This is a genomic window from Pseudomonas sihuiensis, assembly GCF_900106015.1.
In the GTDB taxonomy this organism is placed as follows: Bacteria; Pseudomonadota; Gammaproteobacteria; order Pseudomonadales; family Pseudomonadaceae; genus Aquipseudomonas; species Aquipseudomonas sihuiensis.
Genome location: NZ_LT629797.1, coordinates 5,221,815 through 5,243,486, shown reverse-complemented (window position 1 = coordinate 5,243,486; position 21,672 = coordinate 5,221,815). Strand labels below are relative to the sequence as shown.

Below are 21,672 nucleotides of genomic sequence, written 5' to 3'. Positions count from 1 at the left end.
CTATTAAAAACGCCCCGCCGGCGCATAAGGTGCCGGATCGATGATCGGCTCACGCCCGAGCATCAGATCAGCCAGCAACTGGCAGGATGCCGGCGCCAGCACCAGCCCATTGCGGAAATGCCCGCAGTTCAGCCATAACCCCGGGTGCTCAGGCAGCTCGCCGATGAACGGAATGCCCTCGGGCGAGCCAGGCCGCAAACCTGCCCAATGCCCGACCACCTCGGCATCCTTGAGTGCAGGCAACAGCTCTTCGGCCGATGCTTTCAGGCTTTCCAGCGCATTATCGGTCGGCGTCTTGTCGAAGCCGGCGTATTCCAGCGTGCTGCCAATCAGGATATGCCCATCACGCCGCGGGATCGCATAGCGCCCCTTGGCCAATACCATGCTTGGCAGAAAATCCTCGGCGCACTTGTAGAGGATCATCTGCCCTTTCACCGGCTCGACCGGCAACTCCAGACCAAGCGTTCTGAGCAGCTCGCCGCTCCAGGCGCCAGCAGCGAGCACCACGCGATCAGCACGAATCTCGCCGTCGGCCGTAGTCACTCCGCGAATCCGCCCGCCGTCCTGAACAAACCCGGTGACTGGACAATGCTCACGCAGCTCCACGTTGGGCATGGCCGTCAAGGCCGCCCGCAGCGCTTTGACCAACCTAGGGTTACGCACATTGGCCACACCCGGCATATGAATGGCGCGCTGGAAACCACCACCCAGAACAGGCACCTGCTGATACGCCTCAGCGATATCCACCGGAAACAACTCGCGCCCCTGACGCCGAGCCCAGGCCAGCGCCTCGGCCTCATCATCGAGGTCCAGCCAGTACAGCCCGGTGACATGCACCTCGGGATCGACGCCGGTGTCTTCCAGCAACAGCCGAGCTAACCCCGGATAGAAATCCTGCGACCAATGCGCCAACGCCGTGACCGCAGCGCTGTAACGCCACGGATAGAGCGGCGACACGATGCCACCACCGGCCCAGGAGGATTCGCGGCCCAGAGCCCGCCCCTCAAGCAAACACACATCTGCCCCACTTCGCGCAAGCAATAGCGTTGAGAGCATGCCAATAGCACCACCCCCCACAATCAGAAACTTTTCCGACATCAAGACTCCACCTTGCCCTTTTCATACGGAAGGTCTAAACCTTTCAACACCAGGACGGTAAACATACATACAAGGATGCAAAGATGCGCCATTCTCAACAATGGGCCTTTAGCCTGCCCGAGCTCCTCACGACCCTCGCCATACTCGCCATTCTGGCGACCATTGCAGTTCCCCACACGACTCGGTTGATCGAAAAAAACCGACAACAGGCTTCGGGGGACCTGCTATTACGCAATCTGCAAATTGCCAGAACCAAAGCAATTGCGGAAAACAGAGCGGTGCTGCTCTGCCCCTCATCCGATGTCGAGTGCATGGACGATTGGAATGAGGGCTGGATCCTGAAGTCACCGACGACCGACGAAATACTGAGTCGAGACAAGCTATCAGGGCTTGACGGCATACTGCACTGGACGGGATATCGGAAAGAAATTCTATTCAGGAGCGACGGCACCAGCCCCACAGGTAACGGCCGTTTTTTCCTTTGCACCCAGCACGGCTTGGCATGGCAGCTGATCATTAGCCGGCAGGGTCGTGTTCGAAGGTCTGACGCCAAGGAAGATATCAAGGACGCCTACCGTTGCAACTGATTCACGCCGCTACAGCCAGCGTGAACTGGAGCACACAACTGCGAAGCAGATAACCGACCGTCATCCCAAAGAAACCAACCGTCCCGCTGCGCAGGACTTCCCTGGTCCCTATCGGCAATCATCCACTCAAAGTTATGAGTGGAGTCAGTCATGCCAGGCAAAACGGGAACCAGTGGATTCACCCTGGTCGAGTTGATGATCGTCATCGCGCTGCTCGCTATCGTTGCGCTGATCGCAGCGCCGAGCTTTACCGACATGATCGAACGCAATCGCCTGCAGAGTCAGGCAGAAGAACTCAGGTCTTTTCTCCTCTACGCCCGGGGCGAGGCTGTAACCTTGAGGTCAACCATTACGGTCGAGACGGATGACGAAGAAGCGTGGGTTATCGAGCGAGGCGGTACCACTATTCGCCAGTTCGAGCACAACCCTGAGCTAGTAACGATACGCTCGAGTGCAGAGACCATTACCTTCAGAAGCAATGGCACGGCAACCGCAGCGACTTTCACTGTCTGCCACGACGACGACGCCGCTCGTGGGTACTTCCTGGAAATCCAATCCAGCGGCGCAACCAGCCTATACCTGCCAGGGAAAAAGGATGCCAGTAACACAGCTCTCGACAGTTGCACCTTGTGAGGATGCCTATGAGCAATAACAAAGGATTCAGCCTCATCGAGGTACTTGTAGCTCTCCTGCTGACCACCATTGGTGTGCTCGGTATGGTTGCCTTGCAAGGACGCAGCATTCAGTACACACAGGATTCGGTGCAACGCAACACGGCCGTTTCGCTGGCCAATGAGCTGATTGAAATAGCCCGAGCAAATCCGCAAGCGCTTTACAACTCGTCGGTCCCGAAATTCCCGATTAATAGTGGAATGAAAGAGGACTCTCTCTTTTACAAGGCGAAAGGCGACGACTTCGCGGACCGCGACGCGTGCGTCACCACCACAACGCGTCTTGCCGAAACCCCAAAGGAGCAACGCGACTGCTGGGCCGACAAGGTTGAAGCAATGCTTCCTGGCGGAGCCGCTGTATTCGAAAGCGATGTCAGCATCTGTCGCAGTTCGAGCCCTGGCGATTGTGACGGAGCAGGCTCGATGCTCGAAATCCGCCTTGCCTGGCAGGTCCGCGAGGGCGCATGCCTAGATGCTGACGACCCAGATGCCACCGTATGCACCTACACCGTTCGGGTAGAACCATGAATACAGTTAAACGCCAGTTCGGCCTTTCGCTTATCGAACTGTTGATTGCCTTGGCTATCAGCAGTCTGTTGATCCTTGGTATTACGCAGGTCTACATCGACAACAAGCGTAACTACGTTTTCCAGCAGAATCAGGCCGGGAATCTGGAGAACGGCCGCTTTGCCAGCTTGATGCTGAACGAATATCTAGGCAAGGCGGGATACAGACGAGACCCTGTGATATTGGTTGAAGAAGCTTTCCCTAGCAGAAGTGCCAGTGGTGATTGCCAAGCATTCGGTGCAGGCCACTCCATTACCGGGCTTGACCCAGCTGAGGGCCGAGGCTTTTGCATACGCTATCAACCGAAAACAAGCGGTGAGCTGGATTGCCAAGGCGCAGCCAGCGCGAGCTTTAATGACGAGGTAGCCTTTTCATCGCCTCCGACATCGAGCCTCATAGTACTGGCGTTCAAGTATGATCCCAGTCCCGACAATGATCTTCCCAAAGGTCGCCTGCTCTGCAAGAGCCTGAACGTTTCTTCCCCCCAGTATGGAGAGTTGCTTCGCGGAGTTGCCGACATGCGCCTGGATTTTGGGGTTGGTAACTCTGACGTTCTGGGAAAAGAAGTTTCCAGCTACGTTCCCCAAGCAGACTGGACGCCCGCAAGCGGCTCAATTCGAAGCGTACGTTACTCCCTGCTGATGGCCAGTCGAAGCAGCCAACGCGATAGTGATGATTCAAAAATTCTCGACGACTGGCTGGCAACTGCGACCGAGGATGAGAAGACACGCTTGCAGACAGCGGATAGCCGCCGCCTATATCAAGTAACAAGTAGCACGCAGACAGTCAGGAACCTCATGCCATGAGAGCCATCACCTATCAAAAACAAAGAGGTGCAGTTCTGTTCATCGCCCTCATCATGCTGCTTGTACTGACATTACTTGCGATCAACAGCATGCGCGGGGTGACCCTGGAAACACGCATCACTGCCAATCGCGCTCAGGAGACAAAACTTATCAACGTCGCCGACGCCGCTTTGCGTGAGGCCGAGTTTCGTTACTACGGGCCGGGTAATATTCGCGACAAACTGGAACCAAAAGCCGCCAACTGCAGTACGAACAACACACTGAACGTCAATGGCATCAATAAACCATGCCTTCTTGCCATACAAAACAGCAACCTCCTCGACTTCGTTAACAACCCGAAAGAGGCAAATGAAGACTACCTCGGCGACAGCTCATCAGGGGGCCTGCTCTGGATGCCTTATCGCGGCACCGACGCCGAAAACAGTACACAAGCGAGCGCCCAGGCAGACGCCCACTGGAACAGCATCCGAGCTGGCGAAGCCGGTAACGCAGCAGTCAACGCCGAGTACGGCATGGTTGCCGAAGGCCAGGGCACCTATTTCTATCTGAACAATGGCAGGGCTGGAGAAGTCCTGTACCTGCAATCGACAAACGCCAATATCTATCTTGGCCTTAACAATTGAGAGCCGACATCATGCACTCTTTCCGTCTCCACTCTCGCGCCAAGACTCTCTCGTACGCAGCCTTTGGCATCGCCTTGCTGAGCGCCGCCGATGCCTATGCCACTGTATCGCAAAGCCCACTGAGCCTGACCATTGGCGTGCCGCCAAACCTGATCCTGACTCTGGACGAATCGGGCAGTATGTCCTGGGGCTACGTCCCAGATAGCGTATTGGGTAGCGTCATCAGCGGCTCCAACATCACCCGCCTGTATGCTGCCAATGCGTACAACCCGATGTACTACAACCCGAACACCGACTATGTCATCCCGCCGTTCTTCGACGTAAACGGCGAAGAAATCACCCTTTCAACCCAATTCAGCGCAGCGCCTATCAATGGCTTTAGACCCGAAGACGGCACGCTTGACCTGTCCAGTTATTATCGGCCTACGGGTAGGGAGTACCGCATGCCCCTGGGCAATCACAATCGGCTCAACGGGCCAGCAGGCGATTTCCAGGTAACCAAAACAACCTCAAACAATCAGCAACCGGATGATGTAGAAAGCGAGGCCGGTATCGTCTTTAGACTGACCCGCCCAGACGGCACTCGTACCTGTGTCATCCAGGAGGCCGGCCCGGTGCTGGACAATACCCATTTCACCTGCAGCAGAGACGGCAACACCTATACCGCCCGTACGCCAGCCTACTATTACAGTTACGACGATTCGCTTACCGGCTGCTCCGACTCCACTGCGGATGCCAGTTGCTACAAGCTGGTCTTTGTCGAAGAGGAAGAAGAAGAAAACTTCGCCATCTGGTACTCCTTCTACAGAACCCGCGCCCTGGCAACCCTGTCCGCCACAAGCCTCGCATTCGCCCAATTATCGCCCGCAGTACGCTTGAGCTGGCAGGATCTTGCACGCTGCACCACCCTCAATGGCGGTAGCGCCTCACGCTGCAAGGACAACAAGTTCCGCCAGTATGACTCTCTGCATAAGGGACAATTCTATAGCTGGCTCAAAGACATTTACTTCGATAGCGGAACCCCCCTGCCCGCCGCAATGAAAAGAGCGGGTGAATTCCTCAAGGAAGATGTCGCCTGGCATAAGTATCCAAACAGCCGGAACAGCTCCGACAGGAACACAACAGCAAACACCTATGCCTGCCGCGCCAGCTACCATATCTTGATGACTGATGGTATGTGGAACGCCAACGCCAGCGCCCCCAGCGATTTCCGTCACGATGCCGCCACGTTCGACCTGCCGGATGGCCGCAGCTACAGCCAGCGCCGTCCCTACTACGACACAACTGAAAAGACCCTAGCCGATTTGGCCATGCACTATTGGGCCACCGACCTCAATACCAGCCTGGACAACGATGTGCCGGCCTACATCCCGTTCAAGAGTGGCGATACCACCACTGACTATTGGGACGCGCGCAACGACCCGGCCACTTGGCAACATATGACTAACTTCATCATGGGCCTGGGTCTGACCAGTTCCCTGAATAGCCCTGGCATTCCCTGGTCAGGCAGCACCCATAAGGGCGCGGGCTATGAAGCTCTGGTGGCAGGAACAAAAGACTGGCCGGAAGCATCCAGCAGCAGCGCCAATAATGTCTACGACCTGTGGCATGCCGCGATCAACTCACGCGGTGAGTTCTTCAGCGTGGACAGCCCCGAGGCTATGGTTCAGGCGTTTGATGACATCCTCTCGCGTATCGCCGACCGCAAATCCACTGCAGCCCGACCGGCGATCAACTCTGGACAGATCAGCACGGATGAGGATGACAACGGAATCGTCAGGACGGTTTCTTATCAGACTTCCTACGCCAGCGACGATAATTGGTCTGGGGACGTGAAGCGCTTTGAGAAGGGATGGAACTCGCAGACCAATACCTTTGAAACACGGGAAATCTGGAGTGCCAAAAACCAGGTGCCCGGAGCAGCGAGCCGAAGAATAAAAATTGCAGGCAACGACAACAACGGTCTGGCAGTCTTCACTTGGGCAAATGCGGGGGCAAGCGGAACCGTAGGCACGTTGGCCTATTTCCTGAGCCGTGACCCGGAAAACGGCAACGTCGTGGATAGCAAAGGCTCGCTACGCCTCGATTATTTGCGTGGTGACCGTACGGGTGAAGGCACGACGTTCCGCCAACGCAGTGGCGTGCTGGGCGACTTCTATTCCTCCACGCCTGCGGTCGTTTCCGGCCCACGTTATCTGATCAATTTCTCCAACCGTTTGGAAGGCAACACCGCTTACAGCGACTTTGCCGAAAGAATTGCCCAACGACAGCCTCGGGTATATGTCGGAGGTAACGACGGCATGCTGCATGGCTTCAATGCCAACACAGGTGCTGAAGAGTTCGCATTCATCCCGACTGCCGTGTTTCCCAAGTTGAACAAGCTTACCGGCACCAATTACAGCCATGAGTTCTATGTCGATGGTCCGCCCACTGTTGCGGACGTGTTCGATGGTACCGAATGGCGCACTATTCTGGTCGGCACGCTCAAGGCCGGCGGCAAATCCATATTCGCTCTTGATGTAACGACCCCTGGACAGGAGAAACTGCTCTGGGAATTTGATGACAATGATCTTCCAGACGAGGCACTAGCCAGAATGGGCTACAGCTTCTCTCAGCCAACCATTGCTCGTCTGCACACTGGCACTTGGGCTGTTGTGTTCGGAAACGGTTATGAAAGCGCTAATAACACCAATGGCAAGGCAGCGCTATTTATTGTCGACGCCATGGAAGGGACTCTTCTCAAGAGCCTTGAAGTTTCTGGTGTAGAAGGCGTAGCCAATGGTCTGTCCACACCCAAGCTCGGTGATTACAACGGCGACGGTGTAGCCGATTACGCCTATGCAGGCGACCTGCAAGGCAACGTCTGGCGTTTCGATCTGCTACGAAACGGCCGCACTGACAGCGCCCCGTTCACCCGTGAGGATGACGGGGAGAACGCTATCGATGATTTCGAAGTTGCCTATGGCGGTGAGCCGTTGTTCAGCGCTATTTCCAGCAACAACGGCAGCCGTCAACCCATCACCTCCGCCCCAAGCCTGGTTCGCCACCCAACCGGTGTTGGATACCTGGTGATCTTTGGCACGGGCAAGTTCTTCGAAACCAATGACAAGGACGGCGACAAAACGATGCCCCAGACCGTTTACGGCATCTGGGATAAGCAGACCCTTGGTGAAGAAGCCAGTAACCCAAACATCAGCCGTTCCAGCCTGCAAGAACAGGAAATTACCAATCAGGTAACGGTGGCAGCCGATGGCTCGACCCGGCAAGGCTTGGTCATCAGCAATAACGCTGTGGATTGGTACGGCTCAGATACCCAGAGCGCGCAAAATGGCTGGTGGCTCGATCTTCGCCAGAGCGAGGGCGAAATGGTGGTAGAGAACATGTCGCAACTGGGCCGCACGGTTTTCTTCCAGACCCTGATCCCCAATGACGACCCATGCGGTGACGGCGCGACCAACTGGACCTTCGCCATCAACCCATTCACGGGCGGTAGAACCCCCCATAACGCGTTCGACTACACCCCGACATCAGACGTCGGCACCAACAATATCTCGGCTATTCGTCAGGACGGTGAAGGTGGTGGCACGCTGTCGCAGAACTCTGACAACTCGTTCCAGTACTGCACCGGACAGGAATGCACCAATATCTATCCGGATCCATCCAGTATTGGACGTCAAAGCTGGCGCCGCATCGAGCTAGAGTGAAGAAGAATAAACAGCTATGGAGTATTCGATGAAACCTGCTCAAACCGGCTTCACCCTGATTGAAGTCATGATAGTGGTCGTGGTCATAGCCATTCTGGCCTCGATCGCCTACCCGAGCTATACGGAGTACGTGCAACGAGCAAACCGAAGCGAAGGCCAGGCTCTGCTGGCCGACGCTTCGGCTCGCCAGGAACGCTACTTTGCGCAGAATAATGTCTATGTCACCAGCAATAGCGACTTGGGCAAACTGGGGCTCGGCGGAAACACCTCCGAAACGGGCAAGTACACGCTTTCCGTCGCCAGCGCAAATGGGGACGGCGGTTATACATTGACGGCCACCAATACGTTCAACGATACAAAGTGCGGTAACTTGACACTCAACGCCATGGGTGAAAAAGGTGTTACCGCTTCTGGCGCTTCCGTAAGTAACTGCTGGAAATAGTGCCTGCAGTAAATTAAAGCCCCCGCCAGATCGCTCTGACGGGGGCTTTTTTCTATAATGCCTTAACCCTCAACTCCTTCGGCATCGAGAACGTCACATTCTCTGGCCGACCATCAAGTTCCGTCTCCCCTTCCGCCCCCCAAGCGCGCAGTTGATCAACCACCCCCCGCACCAGCACCTCAGGCGCCGAAGCCCCCGCCGTGATGCCGATACCCTTCACGCCATCGAACCACTTACGCTTGAGATCCTCTGCTCCATCGATCAGATAGGCCGGAGTACCCATGCGCTCGGCCAGTTCCCGTAGGCGGTTGGAGTTGGAGCTGTTGGGGCTGCCGACGACGAGCAGCACGTCGCACTCGCTGGCCAGTTGCTTGACCGCATCCTGGCGATTCTGGGTGGCGTAGCAGATGTCATCCTTGCGTGGGCCGCCGATAGCCGGGAACTTGGCGCGCAGGGCATCGATCACCTTGCTGGTATCGTCCATCGACAGGGTGGTCTGGGTCACGAACGCCAGGTTTTCGGGATTACGCACCTGCAGCTCGGCGACGTCCGCCTCGTCTTCCACCAGGTAGATGGCGCCGCCGTTGCTGGCGTCGTACTGGCCCATGGTGCCTTCGACTTCCGGGTGACCTTCGTGGCCGATGAGAATGCACTCACGGCCTTCACGGCTGTAGCGCACCACTTCCATATGCACCTTGGTCACCAGCGGGCAGGTGGCGTCGAATACCTTGAGGCCACGACGCGCCGCTTCATCGCGCACGGCCTTGGAGACGCCGTGAGCACTGAAGATAACGATGACGTCATCCGGCACCTGATCCAGCTCTTCGACGAATACCGCGCCACGGGCGCGCAGGTCCTCGACCACGAACTTGTTGTGCACCACTTCATGGCGCACGTAGATCGGCGGGCCGAAGACTTCCAGCGCGCGGTTGACGATTTCGATGGCGCGATCGACGCCGGCGCAGAAGCCACGGGGGTTGGCGAGTTTGATATGCATGCTGGCTGTCTCGGTATTGATCGGGGATCGCACGACGCGAGGGGTCGATCCCGGAAGATACAGCCTGCGCGGGATAAGCGCAGGCTGCAACAAGAGCTTCGCGGCTGAAGCCGCTCCTACAAAAGCGGCAGCGCAGGCTAGAGCGCCTTGACCTCGATGATTTCCACATCGAATTGCAGCACCTTGCCAGCCAGCGGGTGGTTGAAGTCGATGGTCACCTGCTGCTCGTCGAAAGCTTTGACCACCCCCGGCAGCTCGGCATTGGCGGCGTCGTTGAAGATCACCAGCAGGCCTTCGGAGAGCTCCATGCCGTCGAACTGGCTGCGCGGCATGATCTGCACGTTCTGTGTGTTGGGCTGGCCGAAGCCCTGCTCCGGCTGCACCTGCACGCTGCGCTTGTCGCCGGCCTTGAAGCCGTACAGCGCCTGCTCGAAACCGGGCAGCAGGTTGCCGTCACCGACCTTGAAGGTCGCCGGTTGCTTGTCGAAGGTACTGTCGACCACATCGCCGTTTTCCAGCTTGAGGGCGAAATGCAGGGTCACTTCCCTGTCCGGCCCGATGCGTACGTCTGTCATTGCGCAGCCTCCTTCGCGGACTTGTCGCTCTTGAACATATCCAGCGCCAGCAGGATGGCGCCGATGGTGATGAAGGTGTCAGCCAGGTTGAACGCCGGGAAGAACCAGCGGCTCTGCCAGTGCACCAGGATGAAGTCGACCACATGGCCGAGCACCACGCGGTCGTACAGGTTGCCCAGCGCGCCACCCAGCACCATGGCCAGGGCCACGGCCAGCAGGGTCTCATGACGCTTGAGGCGCTTGAGCCAGATCACCAGCACGACGCTGACGACGATGGCGATGGCGGCGAAAAACCAGCGCTGCCAGCCGGAGGCATCGGCCAGGAAACTGAAAGCGGCGCCGGTGTTGTAGGCCAGGGTCCAGTCGAAGTAGCCCGGAATGACTTCGATGCGCTGGTACATGCTCAGGCTGCCTTCGAAGAATTCCTTGGTCACGCGGTCGACGACCAGGATCAGCACACTCAACACCAACCAGGGCAGATGCCCGAAACGCGAGACGTTAGGCATGCTTGCGCACCTCCCCTTTACCTTCGATATTGCTGACACAGCGGTCGCACAGCTCCGGATGCGCAGCATGGCTGCCGACATCGGCTCGGAAGTGCCAGCAACGACCACATTTGGCATGGGCGGACTTGAGAATCTTTAACTTCAGGCCTTCGACTTCGGTCACAACCGCATCAGCCGGAGCCTCGGACAGCGGCGCCGTCTGCGCGGCCGAGGTGATCAGGGCGAAACGCAGCTCGTCTCCCAGCTTGGCCAGGTCGGCCTGCTTGGCTTCATCGCAGAACAGGGTCACTTCGGCCTGCAGGCTGGCACCGATAGCCTTGGTCGTACGCAGGTTCTCCAGCTCTTTGTTGACTGCCGCCTTGACCGCCATGACGCGATCCCAGTAGGCACGATCCAGCTCGAAGCCTTCCGGCAGGCGCTCCAGGCCGGCGTACCAGGTATTGAGCATGACGGACTCGTTGCGCTCGCCCGGCAGGAACTGCCAGATTTCCTCGGCGGTGAAGGCCAGGATCGGTGCGATCCAGCGCACCAGCGCCTCGCTGATGTGGAACAGTGCGCTCTGGCAGGAGCGACGCGCCACGCTATCAGCGGCGGTGGTGTACTGGCGATCCTTGATGATGTCCAGGTAGAAGCCGCCCAGCTCTTGCACGCAGAAGTTGTGCACCTTGGAGTAGACGTTCCAGAACCGGTAATCGCCGTACGCCTCGATGATTTCTTCCTGCAAACGCAGGGCGGCGTCCACGGCCCAGCGGTCGAGATCAAGCATCTGCTCGGGCTGCAGCAGGTCCCTGGCCGGATCGAAACCGTTGAGGTTGGCCAACATGAAGCGCGCGGTGTTGCGGATACGGCGATAGGCATCGGCACTGCGCTGGAGGATCACCTTGGACACAGCCATCTCACCGGAGTAGTCGGTGGACGCAACCCACAGGCGCATGATGTCGGCGCCCAGGCTGTCGTTGACCTCTTGCGGGGCGACCACGTTGCCGAGCGACTTGGACATCTTGCGGCCGTTCTCGTCGACCACGAAGCCGTGAGTCAGCAGTGCCTTGTATGGCGCGTGGCCGTCGATGGCGCTGCCGGTCAGCAGGGACGAGTGGAACCAGCCACGGTGTTGATCCGAACCTTCGAGGTACAGATCGGCGCGTGGGCCATCGGTGTGACCCATGTCGTGGGAGCCGCGCAGCACGTGCCAGTGTGTAGTACCGGAGTCGAACCACACATCGAGGGTGTCGTTGATCTTGTCGTAGTCAGCTGCTTCAGCGCCAAGCAGCTCGGTGCCGTCGAGTTTGAACCAGGCTTCGATGCCCTCTTGCTCGACGCGCTTGGCGACCTCTTCCATCAGCTCGACGGTGCGCGGGTGCAGCTCGCCAGTGGCCTTGTGCAGGAAGAACGGGATCGGCACGCCCCAGTTGCGCTGACGCGAGATGCACCAGTCGGGACGACCGGCGATCATGCTGTGCAGGCGCGCCTGGCCCCAGGCCGGGACGAACTGAGTCTGCTCGATGGCTGCCAGCGCACGCTCACGCAGAGGCGCACCTTGCTTCGGCTGGGTATCCATGCCGACGAACCATTGTGCGGTGGCGCGGTAGATGAGCGGCGTCTTGTGGCGCCAGCAGTGCATGTAGCTGTGCTGGATCGGCTGGTGCTTGAGCAGCGCACCGACTTCGGCCAGCTTCTCGACGATGGCCGGGTTGGCCTTCCAGATGAACTGACCGCCGAAGAACGGCAGGTCCGGGGTGTAGACGCCATTGCTCTGCACCGGGCTGAGAATGTCATCGTTGCTCATGCCATAGGCTTTGCAGGTGCGGAAGTCGTCCTCACCGTAAGCCGGCGCCGAGTGGACGATACCGGTACCGGCGCCCAGCTCGACGTATTCGGCCAGGTACACCGGCGAGAAACGCTCGTAGAACGGATGACGGAAACGGATCAGATCCAGTGCGGCGCCCTGCGCTGTCGCGATTACCTGACCTTGCAGGCCGTAACGCTGCAGGCAGGACTCGACCAACTCCTCGGCCAGCAGCAAGAGACGCTCACCGGTGTCGACCAAGGCGTAGGTGAACTCCGGATGCACGTTGAGCGCCTGGTTGGCCGGGATGGTCCAGGGCGTAGTGGTCCAGATGACGATGGCGGCCGGCTTGCTCAGCTCGCTCAGGCCGAAGGCGGCGGCCAGCTTGTCTGCATCTTCGATGGGGAAGGCGACGTCGATGGCATCGGACTTCTTGTCCTGATACTCCACCTCGGCTTCGGCCAGCGCCGAGCCGCAGTCGAAGCACCAGTTCACCGGCTTCAGGCCCTTGAACACGAAGCCCTGCTTGACCATCTCGGCCAGGGCGCGAATCTCGCCGGCCTCGTTGGCGAAATCCATGGTCTTGTAAGGGTTGTCCCAGTCGCCGAGCACGCCGAGGCGGATGAAGTCGGCCTTCTGCCCTTCGATCTGCTCGCCGGCATAGGTGCGGCAACGCTCGCGGGTCAGATCCGCCGGCTGATTCTTGCCGAAGGTGGTTTCGACCTTGTGCTCGATCGGCAGGCCATGGCAGTCCCAGCCCGGCACGTAGGGCGCGTCGAAACCGGCCAGGGTCTTGGAGCGGGTGATGATGTCCTTGAGGATCTTGTTCACCGCATGACCGATGTGGATGCTGCCGTTGGCATAGGGCGGGCCGTCGTGCAGGACGAACTTCGGCCGATCTTCGCCAATCTTGCGCAGCTTGCTATACAGACCAATCTCGTTCCAGCGCTGCAGGGTCTGCGGCTCGCGTTGCGGCAGGCCGGCCTTCATCGGGAACTGGGTATCGGGCAGGTTCAGCGTAGCTTTGTAGTCGGTCATTTCGGGCTCTTCATCAGCGGGTGGCTCTGCCAATATTCACGGGCAGCGGCGATATCAGCGGCAATCGCCGCCTTCAGGGCCTCCAGCGAGGCGAAACGCTGCTCATCACGCAGCTTGTGGTGGAAAGCCACCGAGAGACGCCGGCCATACAGATCGCCGGCAAAATCCAGAAGATGCACTTCCAGATGGGCGCTGCCGTCACCGGCAACACTGGGGCGCACGCCGATATTGGCGACGCCCGGTTGAATCACGCCATCAATTTCACAGCTCACCAGATAAACCCCGGTCAGCGGCACCTTGCGTCGCTTGAGCTGAATGTTGGCAGTCGGCGCATTGAGCTGGCGACCGAGCTTCTGCCCATGCAACACCCGCCCGGCGATACGGAACGGCCGCCCGAGCAAGGCTTCGGCCAGTTCGAAATCGCCATCGGCCAGGGCCTGGCGCACGCGCGTGCTGCTGACCCGGCCGCCCAGCACTTCCACAGTCGTAGACGCATCGACGCTGAAGCCGTAACGCTGGCCGGCGGCCTTGAGAAATTCGAAATCGCCGGCGCGGTCGCAGCCGAAGCGGAAATCATCGCCGATCTCCAGATCCTTCACGCCCAGGCCTTCGACCAGCACACGCTGGACGAACTCGGCGGCCGACAACTCGCGCAGGCGGCGGTTGAAGGCCAGGCACAGCACCATGTCGACGCCCTCGGCAGCCAACAGGGCAAGCTTGTCACGCAGGCGGGTCAGACGCGCCGGCGCGGTGTCCGGACCGAAGAATTCACGCGGCTGCGGCTCGAAGATCACCACACAACTGGGCACGGCCAATTCCGCGGCACGCTCGCGCAAGCGCGCCAGGATGGCCTGGTGCCCACGATGAACGCCGTCGAAATTACCGATGGTGACCACACAGCCCCGCGCCTGGGGCTGCAGGTTATGAAGACCTCGAACCAGCTGCATAGCACGCTTCTTGTTCACAAAGTGGCCGATTATACGCACAGCACGCCATGCACAACAGGCATCGCGATGGGTGAAACCGCTACAACGCCCGCCGGGCAAAATCACGCGGACGGAAGCCCAATATGAGCAGCATGCCGAAGTAGGCAATCAGCCCAGCGGCCACCAGCGCACAGAGACGCAACAGGCGCACGAGCATCTCCCCTTCTGCCCAGGCAGGCATGACCTGCAGCAGCCCCAGCAGCACAGCGACCATCACCGCCACCGCCACCACCAGCTTGAGCAGGAACAGTCCCCAGCCCGGCAGCGGCTGGAAGATATCGGCACGGCGCAGTTGCCAGTACAACAGGCCGGCATTCAGGCAGGCAGCCAGGCTGATCGCCAGCGCCAGGCCGACGTGCGCCATCTCCAGGCCAAACACGAACAGCGCATTCATCACCTGGGTGGCCAGTAGGCTGATGATGGCAATGCGCACCGGCGTCTTGATGTTCTGCTGGGCATAAAAGCCTGGCGCTAGAATCTTGATCAGAATCAATGCCAGCAGACCGATCGAGTAAGCCACCAACGCGCGCTGGGTCATCAGCGCGTCCTCTGCACCGAACTTGCCGTACTGGAACAGCGACACCACCAGCGGCTCGGCGAGAATCGCCAGCGCCAGGGTGCAGGGCAGCACCAGCAGAAAGCACAGACGTAGCCCCCAATCGAGCAGGCGGCGGTACTCGTCGCGATTCTTGCTGGCATAGGTCTTGGAGAGTGCGGGTAGCAGGATGGTGCCCAGCGCCACGCCCAGCACACCCGAGGGCAGCTCCATCAGGCGATCGGCGTAATACATCCAGGACACCGAGCCGGCCACCAGGAAAGAGGCGAAGATGGTGTTGATGATCAGCGAAATCTGGCTCACCGAGACGCCGAAGATCGCCGGCCCCATCTGTTTGAGCACGCGCCAGACGCCCAGATCACCGAAACTCACACGCGGCAGCACCAGCATGCCGATCTTTTTAAGGTGCGGCAGTTGCCAGAGCAGTTGAGCCAGACCGCCGACCAGCACCGCCCAGCCCAGCGCCATGATCGGCGGGTCGAAATAGGGCGTCAGAAACAGCGCGAAGACGATCATGCTGACGTTGAGCAGCGTCGGCACGAACGCCGGCACCGAAAAACGATTCCAGGTGTTGAGGATGGCACCCGCCAGCGATGACAGGGAGATCAGCAATATATAAGGAAAGGTCACCCGCAGCAGATCGACCGTCAGCTCGAAGCGCTCGGCCTCATCGGCAAAACCCGGCGCCGTGGCCCAGACGATCCAGGGCGCGGCCAGCACGCCAATGGCCGTGACCAGCGCCAGCACCAGAGTCAGCAAACCCGAGACATAGGCAATGAAGGTGCGCGTAGCCTCCTCGCCCTGCTGCATCTTGTACTCGGCCAGAATCGGTACGAAGGCCTGGGAGAACGCCCCTTCGGCAAAAATACGGCGCAGCAGGTTGGGCAGCTTGAAGGCCACCACGAAGGCGTCCGACGCCACTCCGGCCCCGAAGGTGCGGGCGATGATGGTGTCGCGCACGAACCCCAGCACGCGCGAAACCATGGTCAGTGAACTGACGGCAGCCAGGGACTTGAGCAGATTCATGGGGTATTTCGGCTTCCATTAAGAGGTGCAGTAGCGGACAATCCGCCGCCCAACGAAGGCGTCGAGTGTAGCGAGCCACCACTGGTCAGGCCAGCACAGGAAAACGTCATCAGACTTGACAGCAGGCAGATGGATCGGCATGATTCGCGGCCTTATTTGTCGTAACCCCCCAGTTTTCGAGGAGCTTGACGGTGGCCAACTCACCTTCTGCCAAAAAACGCGCCAAACAGGCTGAGAAGCGCCGTAGCCATAACGCCAGCCTGCGCTCGATGGTTCGTACCTACATCAAGAACGTGGTCAAGGCTATTGCTGCCAAGGATCTCGAGCTTGCCAAAACCGCTTACACTGCAGCCGTTCCGGTCATCGACCGCATGGCTGACAAAGGCATCATCCACAAGAACAAAGCCGCTCGTCACAAGAGCCGCCTGAATGCGCACATCAAGGCGCTGGGCGAAGCTGCTGCCGCTTAATCGCGACAGGTTCTTGAAAAACCGGTCCTAGAGGCCGGTTTTTTATTGCCCTAAATTCAAGTCCGCAGCCGTGCAGCCATGAAAATGCCCGCCTCCTTGCGGAATGCGGGCATTTCTCGAAAACAGCAAAGATCAGCCGCGAGCAGCCTTGATCACTTCGATGTAAGGCTCGGCATTGCGCTGATCCTGAATCAGCGCGATGAAATCATTGCCCTGTGCATCGGTGGCCGAGAGATCGTAGCCTTCAGCGACGAAGAAACCCACGAAACGCTCGAAGTCATCGATACGCAGACCGCGATAAGCCTTGACCAGCTTGTGCAGCGAAGGCGGCGTGGCGTCCGCTGGTTCCACCGCAAGGAACAGCTTGATCGAGTCGTCGCTGATTTCTTCGCCAATCACCTGCTTCTTGTCTTTACGCATCGCCCGCTCCCGCCAGCATTACAGAGGGCCGGCAGTGTACCGCCGAGCCGCGCGCGGCTCAACGCGCAGCCGAGCAGGCTAACACGCGATCAATCGACACAATAGCCGACCTAGGTCATGCCGCGCCCGACGAACTGGCTCCTATAATGCGCCAAGCCATTAGGGAGCCAGCATGTCACGTCTATCGTTGCCGCTGTTCGCCGCCTGGCGCCAGACCCTGCGCGCGGGCTACTCCTGGAAGGCCCTGCGCGGCGACCTGAGCGCCGGGCTGACGGTGGGCATCATTGCCATTCCATTGGCCATGGCACTGGCCATCGCCGTGGGCGTGGCGCCGCAGCATGGCCTCTATACCGTGCTGATCGCCGCACCGCTGATCGCCCTGTGCGGCGGCTCGCGTTTCAATATTTCCGGCCCCACCGCCGCCTTCGTGGTGATCCTGCTGCCTATCACCCAGCAGTACGGTCTCGGCGGCTTGCTGCTGTGTACGCTGATGGCTGGCGTGATCCTGATCACTCTGGGGCTGCTACGCGCCGGACGCCTGATCGAATTCGTGCCTTATCCGGTAACATTGGGCTTTACCGCCGGCATCGGCATCGTCATTGCCGTTCTGCAGGTCAAGGACCTGTTCGGCCTGCACCTGGCCGGCACACCCCAGCATCTTCTGGAGCAGGTAAATCTGCTGATCCGTGCCCTACCCAGCCTGCAACTCGGCGACAGCCTGGTGGGCGCCGCGTGCCTGGCGACACTGCTGATCTGGCCCCGCCTGGTACCGAAGATTCCTGCACACCTGGTCGCCCTGGCGATTGGCGCGTTGCTGGCCCTGGCCCTGGAGCGCCTGGGGCTGCCCGTGGCGACATTGGGCGAGCGCTTCAGCTATCAGCTCGACGGCGTCGAATATCCCGGCATCCCACCTTTCCTGCCGGACCTGGCGTTACCCTGGAACCTGCCGGGTGCCGACGGCCAGCCACTGGTGCTTTCATTCGAACTGATCCGCCAACTGCTGGCGCCGGCATTCGCTATCGCCATGCTCGGCGCCATCGAGTCACTGCTGTGCGCGGTAGTGGCCGACGGCATGACCGGCAGCAAGCATGACCCTAATGCCGAACTGATCGGCCAGGGCCTCGGCAACCTGGCCGCGCCGTTCTTTGGCGGCATCACCGCTACCGCTGCCATCGCCCGCACCGCCGCCAACGTCCGCGCCGGCGCCTTTTCACCGCTGGCAGCATTGATTCACGCGGGCGTGGTGCTAGCGGCAATTCTGTTGCTGGCGCCGCTATTCAGCTATCTGCCCATGGCCGCCCTGGCAGCGCTGCTGCTGATGGTCGCGTTGAACATGAGCGAGCCCCACCACGTCGCCCACACCCTGCGCATTGCCCCGCGCAGCGATGTGCTGGTGCTGCTGACCTGCCTGGTGCTGACGGTGCTGTTCGACATGGTGCTGGCCGTCGGCGTCGGCCTGCTGCTGGCGGCTGGGCTGTTCATCAAGCGCATGAGCGAGCTGACCGATACCGCGGCACTGAGCCGACAACAACGTCAGGCCTTGCTGGATCTGCCCGAGCACGTGTTGGCTTACGCCATTCGCGGCCCGCTGTTCTTCGGCGCGGCAGAAAAGGCGTTGAGCGTGCTGCGGCGTTTCACGCCGGGGGTGAAGATAGTCATCGTCGACATCAGCGCCGTGCCACTGCTGGACATGACGGCCATTGCCGCGCTGGACAACGTGCTGCGCGACTACCGCCAGCAGGGTGTGGCACTGATCCTCAGCGGGCCGACGGCGCAGGTGCGCTTACAACTGCGTCGCGCCGGCATGCAACGCCGCGAGGGCCAGCTGGCCTATGTGCAGGACCTGCCGCAAGCACGGGAAAAGGCGTTGCGCTGGCTGGGAGAGAACCTGAAGCCGTGACCGGATTTCATCCGGGCTTCGCGCCCGATGGCGATCTGTAGGAGCGGCGCCCCGCCGCGAAGCTGGGCGACACCCGCTCGAAAAGCTTCGCCCCGAGGCGGGGCTCCTACGAACAGCAGGTGCGTGAATCTGGTATCCGGCTTACAGCCCCTTGACCGCGAAAATGCCTGCGGCATTGCGCCAGTAGCCCTTGTAGTCCATGCCGTAACCGAAGATGTAACGGTCGATGCACTGCAAGCCGACATAGTTGGCCTTCAGATCAGGACGCGCCTTGCGCTCGTGTTCCTTGTCGATCAGCACTGCGGTGTGCACGGCGCGCGCGCCGGCATGGCGGCAGAAATCGATGATCGCGCCCAGGGTGTGCCCTTCGTCGAGGATGTCATCGATGATCAGCACATCACGGTCGATGAACGAGACTTCCGGCTTGGCCTTCCAGAACAGCTCGCCACCGCTGGTTTCGTTGCGATAACGGGTGGCGTGCAGGTAAGACGCTTCCAACGGGAAATTCAGTTTGGTCAGCAGCTTGCCGGAGAAGATCAGGCCGCCATTCATCACGCAGAACACCACCGGGTTGCGCTCAGCCAGCTCGGCGTTGATCTGGCTGGCGACCTTGTCGATGGCCGCTTCCACCTCAGCTTCGGTGAACAGGCAGTCGGCTTCCGCCATGATTTGGCGAATGTGCGCGAGATCGGCGGACATGATGGGACTCTCTCTTGATCGGACTGATGAATGGCGGCGAACAGCCTGAAAGCTGATCGAACCGTCAAATAAAAGCGGGCAAAGGTACAGACCCTGGCAACGCTTGCCAAGTATCGACTGACCAGCGTAGCCGATGCACGGCGCGGGGTGGCGTGACTCATCAGTCACCCACCACTTGGCATGAGCAATGCTTTAATCTAACGCGATTTTTCCCAGAGCCCCGTTGGAGATCCCAGCCCATGCCCACTCGCGAGATTCGCCACCCGCTGATCCGTCACAAGATCGGCCTGATGCGCCGCGCCGATATCAGCACCAAGAATTTCCGTGAGCTGGCCCAGGAAGTGGGCGCCCTGCTGACTTATGAAGCCACCAACGACCTGCCGCTGGAAGCCTACGACATCGAAGGCTGGGCGGGCACCGTGCAGGTCGAGAAGATCGCCGGCAAGAAAATCACCGTGGTTCCGATCCTGCGCGCCGGCATCGGCATGCTCGACGGCGTGCTCAGCCTGATTCCCGGTGCCAAGGTCAGCGCCGTGGGCGTGGCACGCAATGAGGAAACCCTGGAAGCGCATACCTACCTGGAAAAGCTCGCGCCGGAAATCGACTCGCGCCTGGCGCTGATCATCGACCCGATGCTGGCCACCGGCGGCTCGATGGTCGCCACCATCGACCTGCTGAAGAAAGCTGGCTGCAAGGACATCCGCGCCATGGTCCTGGTTGCTGCCCCCGAGGGCATTCAGGCGGTCGAGCAGGCGCACCCGGACGTGACCATCTTCACCGCCTCCATCGATCAGCGCCTGAACGAGCATGGTTACATCATCCCAGGCCTGGGCGATGCCGGTGACAAGATCTTCGGCACCAAGCAGAAGGACGCCTGACATGTCGCAAACGGAATTCAACGATCCGCTCTGGCGCCAGGGCATTTCCGGCGCGCAGATGCTGTTCGTGGCCTTCGGCGCCCTGGTGCTGATGCCGCTGATCACTGGCATGGACCCCAACGTCGCGCTGTTCACCGCCGGCATCGGCACCCTGCTGTTCCAACTGGTGACCAAACGCCAGGTGCCGGTGTTCCTGGCTTCGAGTTTCGCCTTCATCGCGCCGATTCTGGCAGCCAAGGGCGAGTTCGGCCTGCCGGCAGTGATGGGTGGAGTGATCGCCGCCGGCCTGGTCTACGTCCTGCTCTCGGCGCTGGTCAAACTGCGCGGTCCGAGCTTCATCGACCGCCTGCTGCCACCGGTGGTGATCGCCCCGGTGATCATCTCCATCGGCCTGGCGCTGTCACCGGTGGCGGTGAACATGGCCATGGGCAAGGCCGGTGATGGCAGCGTCGAACTGGTGCCGTACAGCACGGCGATGATGATTTCGATGCCGGCGCTGATCACCACCCTGCTGGTGGCAGTGCTGGGCCGCGGCATCTTCCGCCTGGTGCCGATCCTCGCCGGCATCGCCGTTGGCTGCGCCATCGCCGCGGTGCTCGGGGTGATCGACACCAGCGCCGTCGATCAGGCAGCCTGGCTCGCCGTACCCAACTTCGTCACCCCGGAACTGCACTGGGGCGCCATTCTGTACATGGTGCCGGTCGCCCTGGCGCCAGCCATCGAGCATATCGGCGGTGTGGTGGCGATCGGCAACGTCACCGGCAAGAACTTCGTCAAGAAGCCAGGCCTGCACCGCACCCTGCTCGGTGACGGCCTCGCCACCTCGGCAGCCGGCCTGTTCGGTGGCCCGCCCAACACCACCTACGCCGAAGTCACCGGCGCAGTGATGCTGACCAAGAGCTACAACCCGAAGATCATGACCTGGGCTGCAGTTTTCGCCATCGCCCTGGCCTTCATCGGCAAGTTCGGCGTGGCCCTGCAGAGCATTCCGGTACCGGTAATGGGCGGTATTCTGTGCCTGCTGTTCGGCTCGATCGCCGTGGTCGGCCTCAACACACTGATTCGTCACCAGGTCGACCTGTCCGAAGCGCGCAACCTGATCATCGTCTCGGTGACCCTGGTATTCGGCATCGGCGGCATGGTGATTGGCGGCAAGGAATTTGCCCTGTCGGGTATTTCCCTGTGCGCCATCAGCGCCCTGCTGCTCAACCTGGTACTGCCAGGCGGCGCCGGCTGGAAGAAAAAGGACGGGCAAGAGGCCTAATGTCTGTCAGTTAAGCGTCGACGCTGCCAATGGGTAGGAGCGGCGCCCCGCCGCGAACCAGGGCGATACGCGA

Annotated in this window: 20 protein-coding genes; 11 read left to right on the top strand and 9 right to left on the bottom strand. The window is 60.1% G+C overall.

What is annotated here, in order from left to right:
- Nucleotides 1-3: 3 nt before the first annotated feature.
- On the bottom strand, nucleotides 4-1,098 hold the full coding sequence (gene thiO, locus BLT86_RS24470) for a glycine oxidase ThiO (protein ID WP_092380146.1): 1,095 nt from the start codon (nucleotides 1,096-1,098) through the stop codon (nucleotides 4-6).
- A gap of 83 nt (nucleotides 1,099-1,181) precedes the next feature.
- On the opposite strand from thiO, the gene BLT86_RS24465 reads away from it, so the two are divergent.
- From BLT86_RS24465 to BLT86_RS24435, 7 genes are all read left to right on the top strand, one after another.
- Nucleotides 1,182-1,685, top strand: a complete 504-nt coding sequence (locus BLT86_RS24465) for a GspH/FimT family pseudopilin (RefSeq protein WP_092380143.1) — start codon at nucleotides 1,182-1,184, stop codon at nucleotides 1,683-1,685.
- Between the two features lie 150 nt (nucleotides 1,686-1,835).
- Nucleotides 1,836-2,318, top strand: a complete 483-nt coding sequence (locus BLT86_RS24460; protein WP_092380141.1) for a GspH/FimT family pseudopilin — start codon at nucleotides 1,836-1,838, stop codon at nucleotides 2,316-2,318.
- 8 nt (nucleotides 2,319-2,326) lie between these two features.
- Complete coding sequence (gene pilV / locus BLT86_RS24455; protein ID WP_092380525.1) at nucleotides 2,327-2,884, top strand: type IV pilus modification protein PilV; 558 nt, start codon at nucleotides 2,327-2,329, stop codon at nucleotides 2,882-2,884.
- Entirely contained in the window at nucleotides 2,881-3,729 is an 849-nt protein-coding gene (locus BLT86_RS24450) for a PilW family protein (protein ID WP_092380138.1), read from the top strand. Before pilV ends, BLT86_RS24450 begins: the two co-directional genes overlap by 4 nt.
- The gene (locus BLT86_RS24445; RefSeq protein ID WP_092380136.1) at nucleotides 3,726-4,352 is read left to right on the top strand and encodes a pilus assembly PilX family protein; all 627 of its coding nucleotides are present in this window, start codon (nucleotides 3,726-3,728) and stop codon (nucleotides 4,350-4,352) included. The genes BLT86_RS24450 and BLT86_RS24445 overlap by 4 nt, the downstream gene beginning before the upstream one ends.
- A gap of 11 nt (nucleotides 4,353-4,363) precedes the next feature.
- Complete coding sequence (locus tag BLT86_RS24440) at nucleotides 4,364-8,056, top strand: pilus assembly protein (protein ID WP_197676085.1); 3,693 nt, start codon at nucleotides 4,364-4,366, stop codon at nucleotides 8,054-8,056.
- Nucleotides 8,057-8,084: 28 nt separating this feature from the next.
- Nucleotides 8,085-8,498 (top strand): type IV pilin protein, encoded by a 414-nt coding sequence (locus tag BLT86_RS24435; protein ID WP_092380134.1) that lies wholly within the window; start codon nucleotides 8,085-8,087, stop codon nucleotides 8,496-8,498.
- A gap of 52 nt (nucleotides 8,499-8,550) precedes the next feature.
- Here the strand turns inward: BLT86_RS24435 and ispH are convergent, their stop codons facing one another.
- The 6 genes from ispH to murJ form a co-directional block, all read right to left on the bottom strand.
- On the bottom strand, nucleotides 8,551-9,495 hold the full coding sequence (gene ispH / locus BLT86_RS24430; protein ID WP_092380132.1) for a 4-hydroxy-3-methylbut-2-enyl diphosphate reductase: 945 nt from the start codon (nucleotides 9,493-9,495) through the stop codon (nucleotides 8,551-8,553).
- Between the two features lie 137 nt (nucleotides 9,496-9,632).
- Nucleotides 9,633-10,070: an FKBP-type peptidyl-prolyl cis-trans isomerase gene (locus BLT86_RS24425; protein WP_092380130.1), complete on the bottom strand. Its 438-nt coding sequence runs from the start codon at nucleotides 10,068-10,070 to the stop codon at nucleotides 9,633-9,635.
- On the bottom strand, nucleotides 10,067-10,576 hold the full coding sequence (gene lspA / locus BLT86_RS24420) for a signal peptidase II (protein WP_092380128.1): 510 nt from the start codon (nucleotides 10,574-10,576) through the stop codon (nucleotides 10,067-10,069). Before lspA ends, BLT86_RS24425 begins: the two co-directional genes overlap by 4 nt.
- Nucleotides 10,569-13,400: an isoleucine--tRNA ligase gene (ileS, locus tag BLT86_RS24415; protein WP_092380126.1), complete on the bottom strand. Its 2,832-nt coding sequence runs from the start codon at nucleotides 13,398-13,400 to the stop codon at nucleotides 10,569-10,571. The genes lspA and ileS overlap by 8 nt, the downstream gene beginning before the upstream one ends.
- On the bottom strand, nucleotides 13,397-14,347 hold the full coding sequence (ribF, locus tag BLT86_RS24410) for a bifunctional riboflavin kinase/FAD synthetase (protein ID WP_092380124.1): 951 nt from the start codon (nucleotides 14,345-14,347) through the stop codon (nucleotides 13,397-13,399). Before ribF ends, ileS begins: the two co-directional genes overlap by 4 nt.
- Before the next feature lie 79 nt (nucleotides 14,348-14,426).
- Entirely contained in the window at nucleotides 14,427-15,968 is a 1,542-nt protein-coding gene (murJ, locus tag BLT86_RS24405; protein ID WP_092380122.1) for a murein biosynthesis integral membrane protein MurJ, read from the bottom strand.
- Nucleotides 15,969-16,159: 191 nt separating this feature from the next.
- On the opposite strand from murJ, the gene rpsT reads away from it, so the two are divergent.
- Nucleotides 16,160-16,438 (top strand): 30S ribosomal protein S20, encoded by a 279-nt coding sequence (gene rpsT / locus BLT86_RS24400; RefSeq protein WP_003243036.1) that lies wholly within the window; start codon nucleotides 16,160-16,162, stop codon nucleotides 16,436-16,438.
- Nucleotides 16,439-16,570: 132 nt separating this feature from the next.
- Here the strand turns inward: rpsT and BLT86_RS24395 are convergent, their stop codons facing one another.
- The gene (locus BLT86_RS24395; protein ID WP_092380120.1) at nucleotides 16,571-16,858 is read right to left on the bottom strand and encodes a PA4642 family protein; all 288 of its coding nucleotides are present in this window, start codon (nucleotides 16,856-16,858) and stop codon (nucleotides 16,571-16,573) included.
- Between the two features lie 172 nt (nucleotides 16,859-17,030).
- On the opposite strand from BLT86_RS24395, the gene dauA reads away from it, so the two are divergent.
- Complete coding sequence (dauA, locus tag BLT86_RS24390) at nucleotides 17,031-18,758, top strand: C4-dicarboxylic acid transporter DauA (protein WP_092380118.1); 1,728 nt, start codon at nucleotides 17,031-17,033, stop codon at nucleotides 18,756-18,758.
- Nucleotides 18,759-18,899: 141 nt separating this feature from the next.
- On the opposite strand, the gene BLT86_RS24385 is transcribed toward dauA, so the two are convergent.
- Complete coding sequence (locus BLT86_RS24385; protein WP_092380116.1) at nucleotides 18,900-19,457, bottom strand: hypoxanthine-guanine phosphoribosyltransferase; 558 nt, start codon at nucleotides 19,455-19,457, stop codon at nucleotides 18,900-18,902.
- Between the two features lie 239 nt (nucleotides 19,458-19,696).
- Between BLT86_RS24385 and upp the strand changes: the two genes are divergently transcribed.
- Both upp and BLT86_RS24375 read left to right on the top strand, forming a co-directional pair.
- Nucleotides 19,697-20,335, top strand: a complete 639-nt coding sequence (upp, locus tag BLT86_RS24380; protein WP_003459386.1) for a uracil phosphoribosyltransferase — start codon at nucleotides 19,697-19,699, stop codon at nucleotides 20,333-20,335.
- A 1-nt stretch (nucleotide 20,336) separates the two neighbouring features.
- Nucleotides 20,337-21,599, top strand: a complete 1,263-nt coding sequence (locus tag BLT86_RS24375) for a uracil-xanthine permease family protein (protein ID WP_092380115.1) — start codon at nucleotides 20,337-20,339, stop codon at nucleotides 21,597-21,599.
- Nucleotides 21,600-21,672 lie beyond the last annotated feature (73 nt).

What these genes read in the sequence shown, in the direction of transcription:
- thiO (WP_092380146.1), bottom strand. Translation starts at nt 1,098, where the DNA reads ATGTCGGAAAAGTTTCTGATTGTGGGGGGTGGTGCTATTGGCATGCTC.
- BLT86_RS24465 (WP_092380143.1), top strand. Translation starts at nt 1,182, where the DNA reads ATGCGCCATTCTCAACAATGGGCCTTTAGCCTGCCCGAGCTCCTCACG.
- BLT86_RS24460 (WP_092380141.1), top strand. Translation starts at nt 1,836, where the DNA reads ATGCCAGGCAAAACGGGAACCAGTGGATTCACCCTGGTCGAGTTGATG.
- pilV (WP_092380525.1), top strand. Translation starts at nt 2,327, where the DNA reads ATGAGCAATAACAAAGGATTCAGCCTCATCGAGGTACTTGTAGCTCTC.
- BLT86_RS24450 (WP_092380138.1), top strand. Translation starts at nt 2,881, where the DNA reads ATGAATACAGTTAAACGCCAGTTCGGCCTTTCGCTTATCGAACTGTTG.
- BLT86_RS24445 (WP_092380136.1), top strand. Translation starts at nt 3,726, where the DNA reads ATGAGAGCCATCACCTATCAAAAACAAAGAGGTGCAGTTCTGTTCATC.
- BLT86_RS24440 (WP_197676085.1), top strand. Translation starts at nt 4,364, where the DNA reads ATGCACTCTTTCCGTCTCCACTCTCGCGCCAAGACTCTCTCGTACGCA.
- BLT86_RS24435 (WP_092380134.1), top strand. Translation starts at nt 8,085, where the DNA reads ATGAAACCTGCTCAAACCGGCTTCACCCTGATTGAAGTCATGATAGTG.
- ispH (WP_092380132.1), bottom strand. Translation starts at nt 9,495, where the DNA reads ATGCATATCAAACTCGCCAACCCCCGTGGCTTCTGCGCCGGCGTCGAT.
- BLT86_RS24425 (WP_092380130.1), bottom strand. Translation starts at nt 10,070, where the DNA reads ATGACAGACGTACGCATCGGGCCGGACAGGGAAGTGACCCTGCATTTC.
- lspA (WP_092380128.1), bottom strand. Translation starts at nt 10,576, where the DNA reads ATGCCTAACGTCTCGCGTTTCGGGCATCTGCCCTGGTTGGTGTTGAGT.
- ileS (WP_092380126.1), bottom strand. Translation starts at nt 13,400, where the DNA reads ATGACCGACTACAAAGCTACGCTGAACCTGCCCGATACCCAGTTCCCG.
- ribF (WP_092380124.1), bottom strand. Translation starts at nt 14,347, where the DNA reads ATGCAGCTGGTTCGAGGTCTTCATAACCTGCAGCCCCAGGCGCGGGGC.
- murJ (WP_092380122.1), bottom strand. Translation starts at nt 15,968, where the DNA reads ATGAATCTGCTCAAGTCCCTGGCTGCCGTCAGTTCACTGACCATGGTT.
- BLT86_RS24395 (WP_092380120.1), bottom strand. Translation starts at nt 16,858, where the DNA reads ATGCGTAAAGACAAGAAGCAGGTGATTGGCGAAGAAATCAGCGACGAC.
- dauA (WP_092380118.1), top strand. Translation starts at nt 17,031, where the DNA reads ATGTCACGTCTATCGTTGCCGCTGTTCGCCGCCTGGCGCCAGACCCTG.
- BLT86_RS24385 (WP_092380116.1), bottom strand. Translation starts at nt 19,457, where the DNA reads ATGTCCGCCGATCTCGCGCACATTCGCCAAATCATGGCGGAAGCCGAC.
- upp (WP_003459386.1), top strand. Translation starts at nt 19,697, where the DNA reads ATGCCCACTCGCGAGATTCGCCACCCGCTGATCCGTCACAAGATCGGC.
- BLT86_RS24375 (WP_092380115.1), top strand. Translation starts at nt 20,337, where the DNA reads ATGTCGCAAACGGAATTCAACGATCCGCTCTGGCGCCAGGGCATTTCC.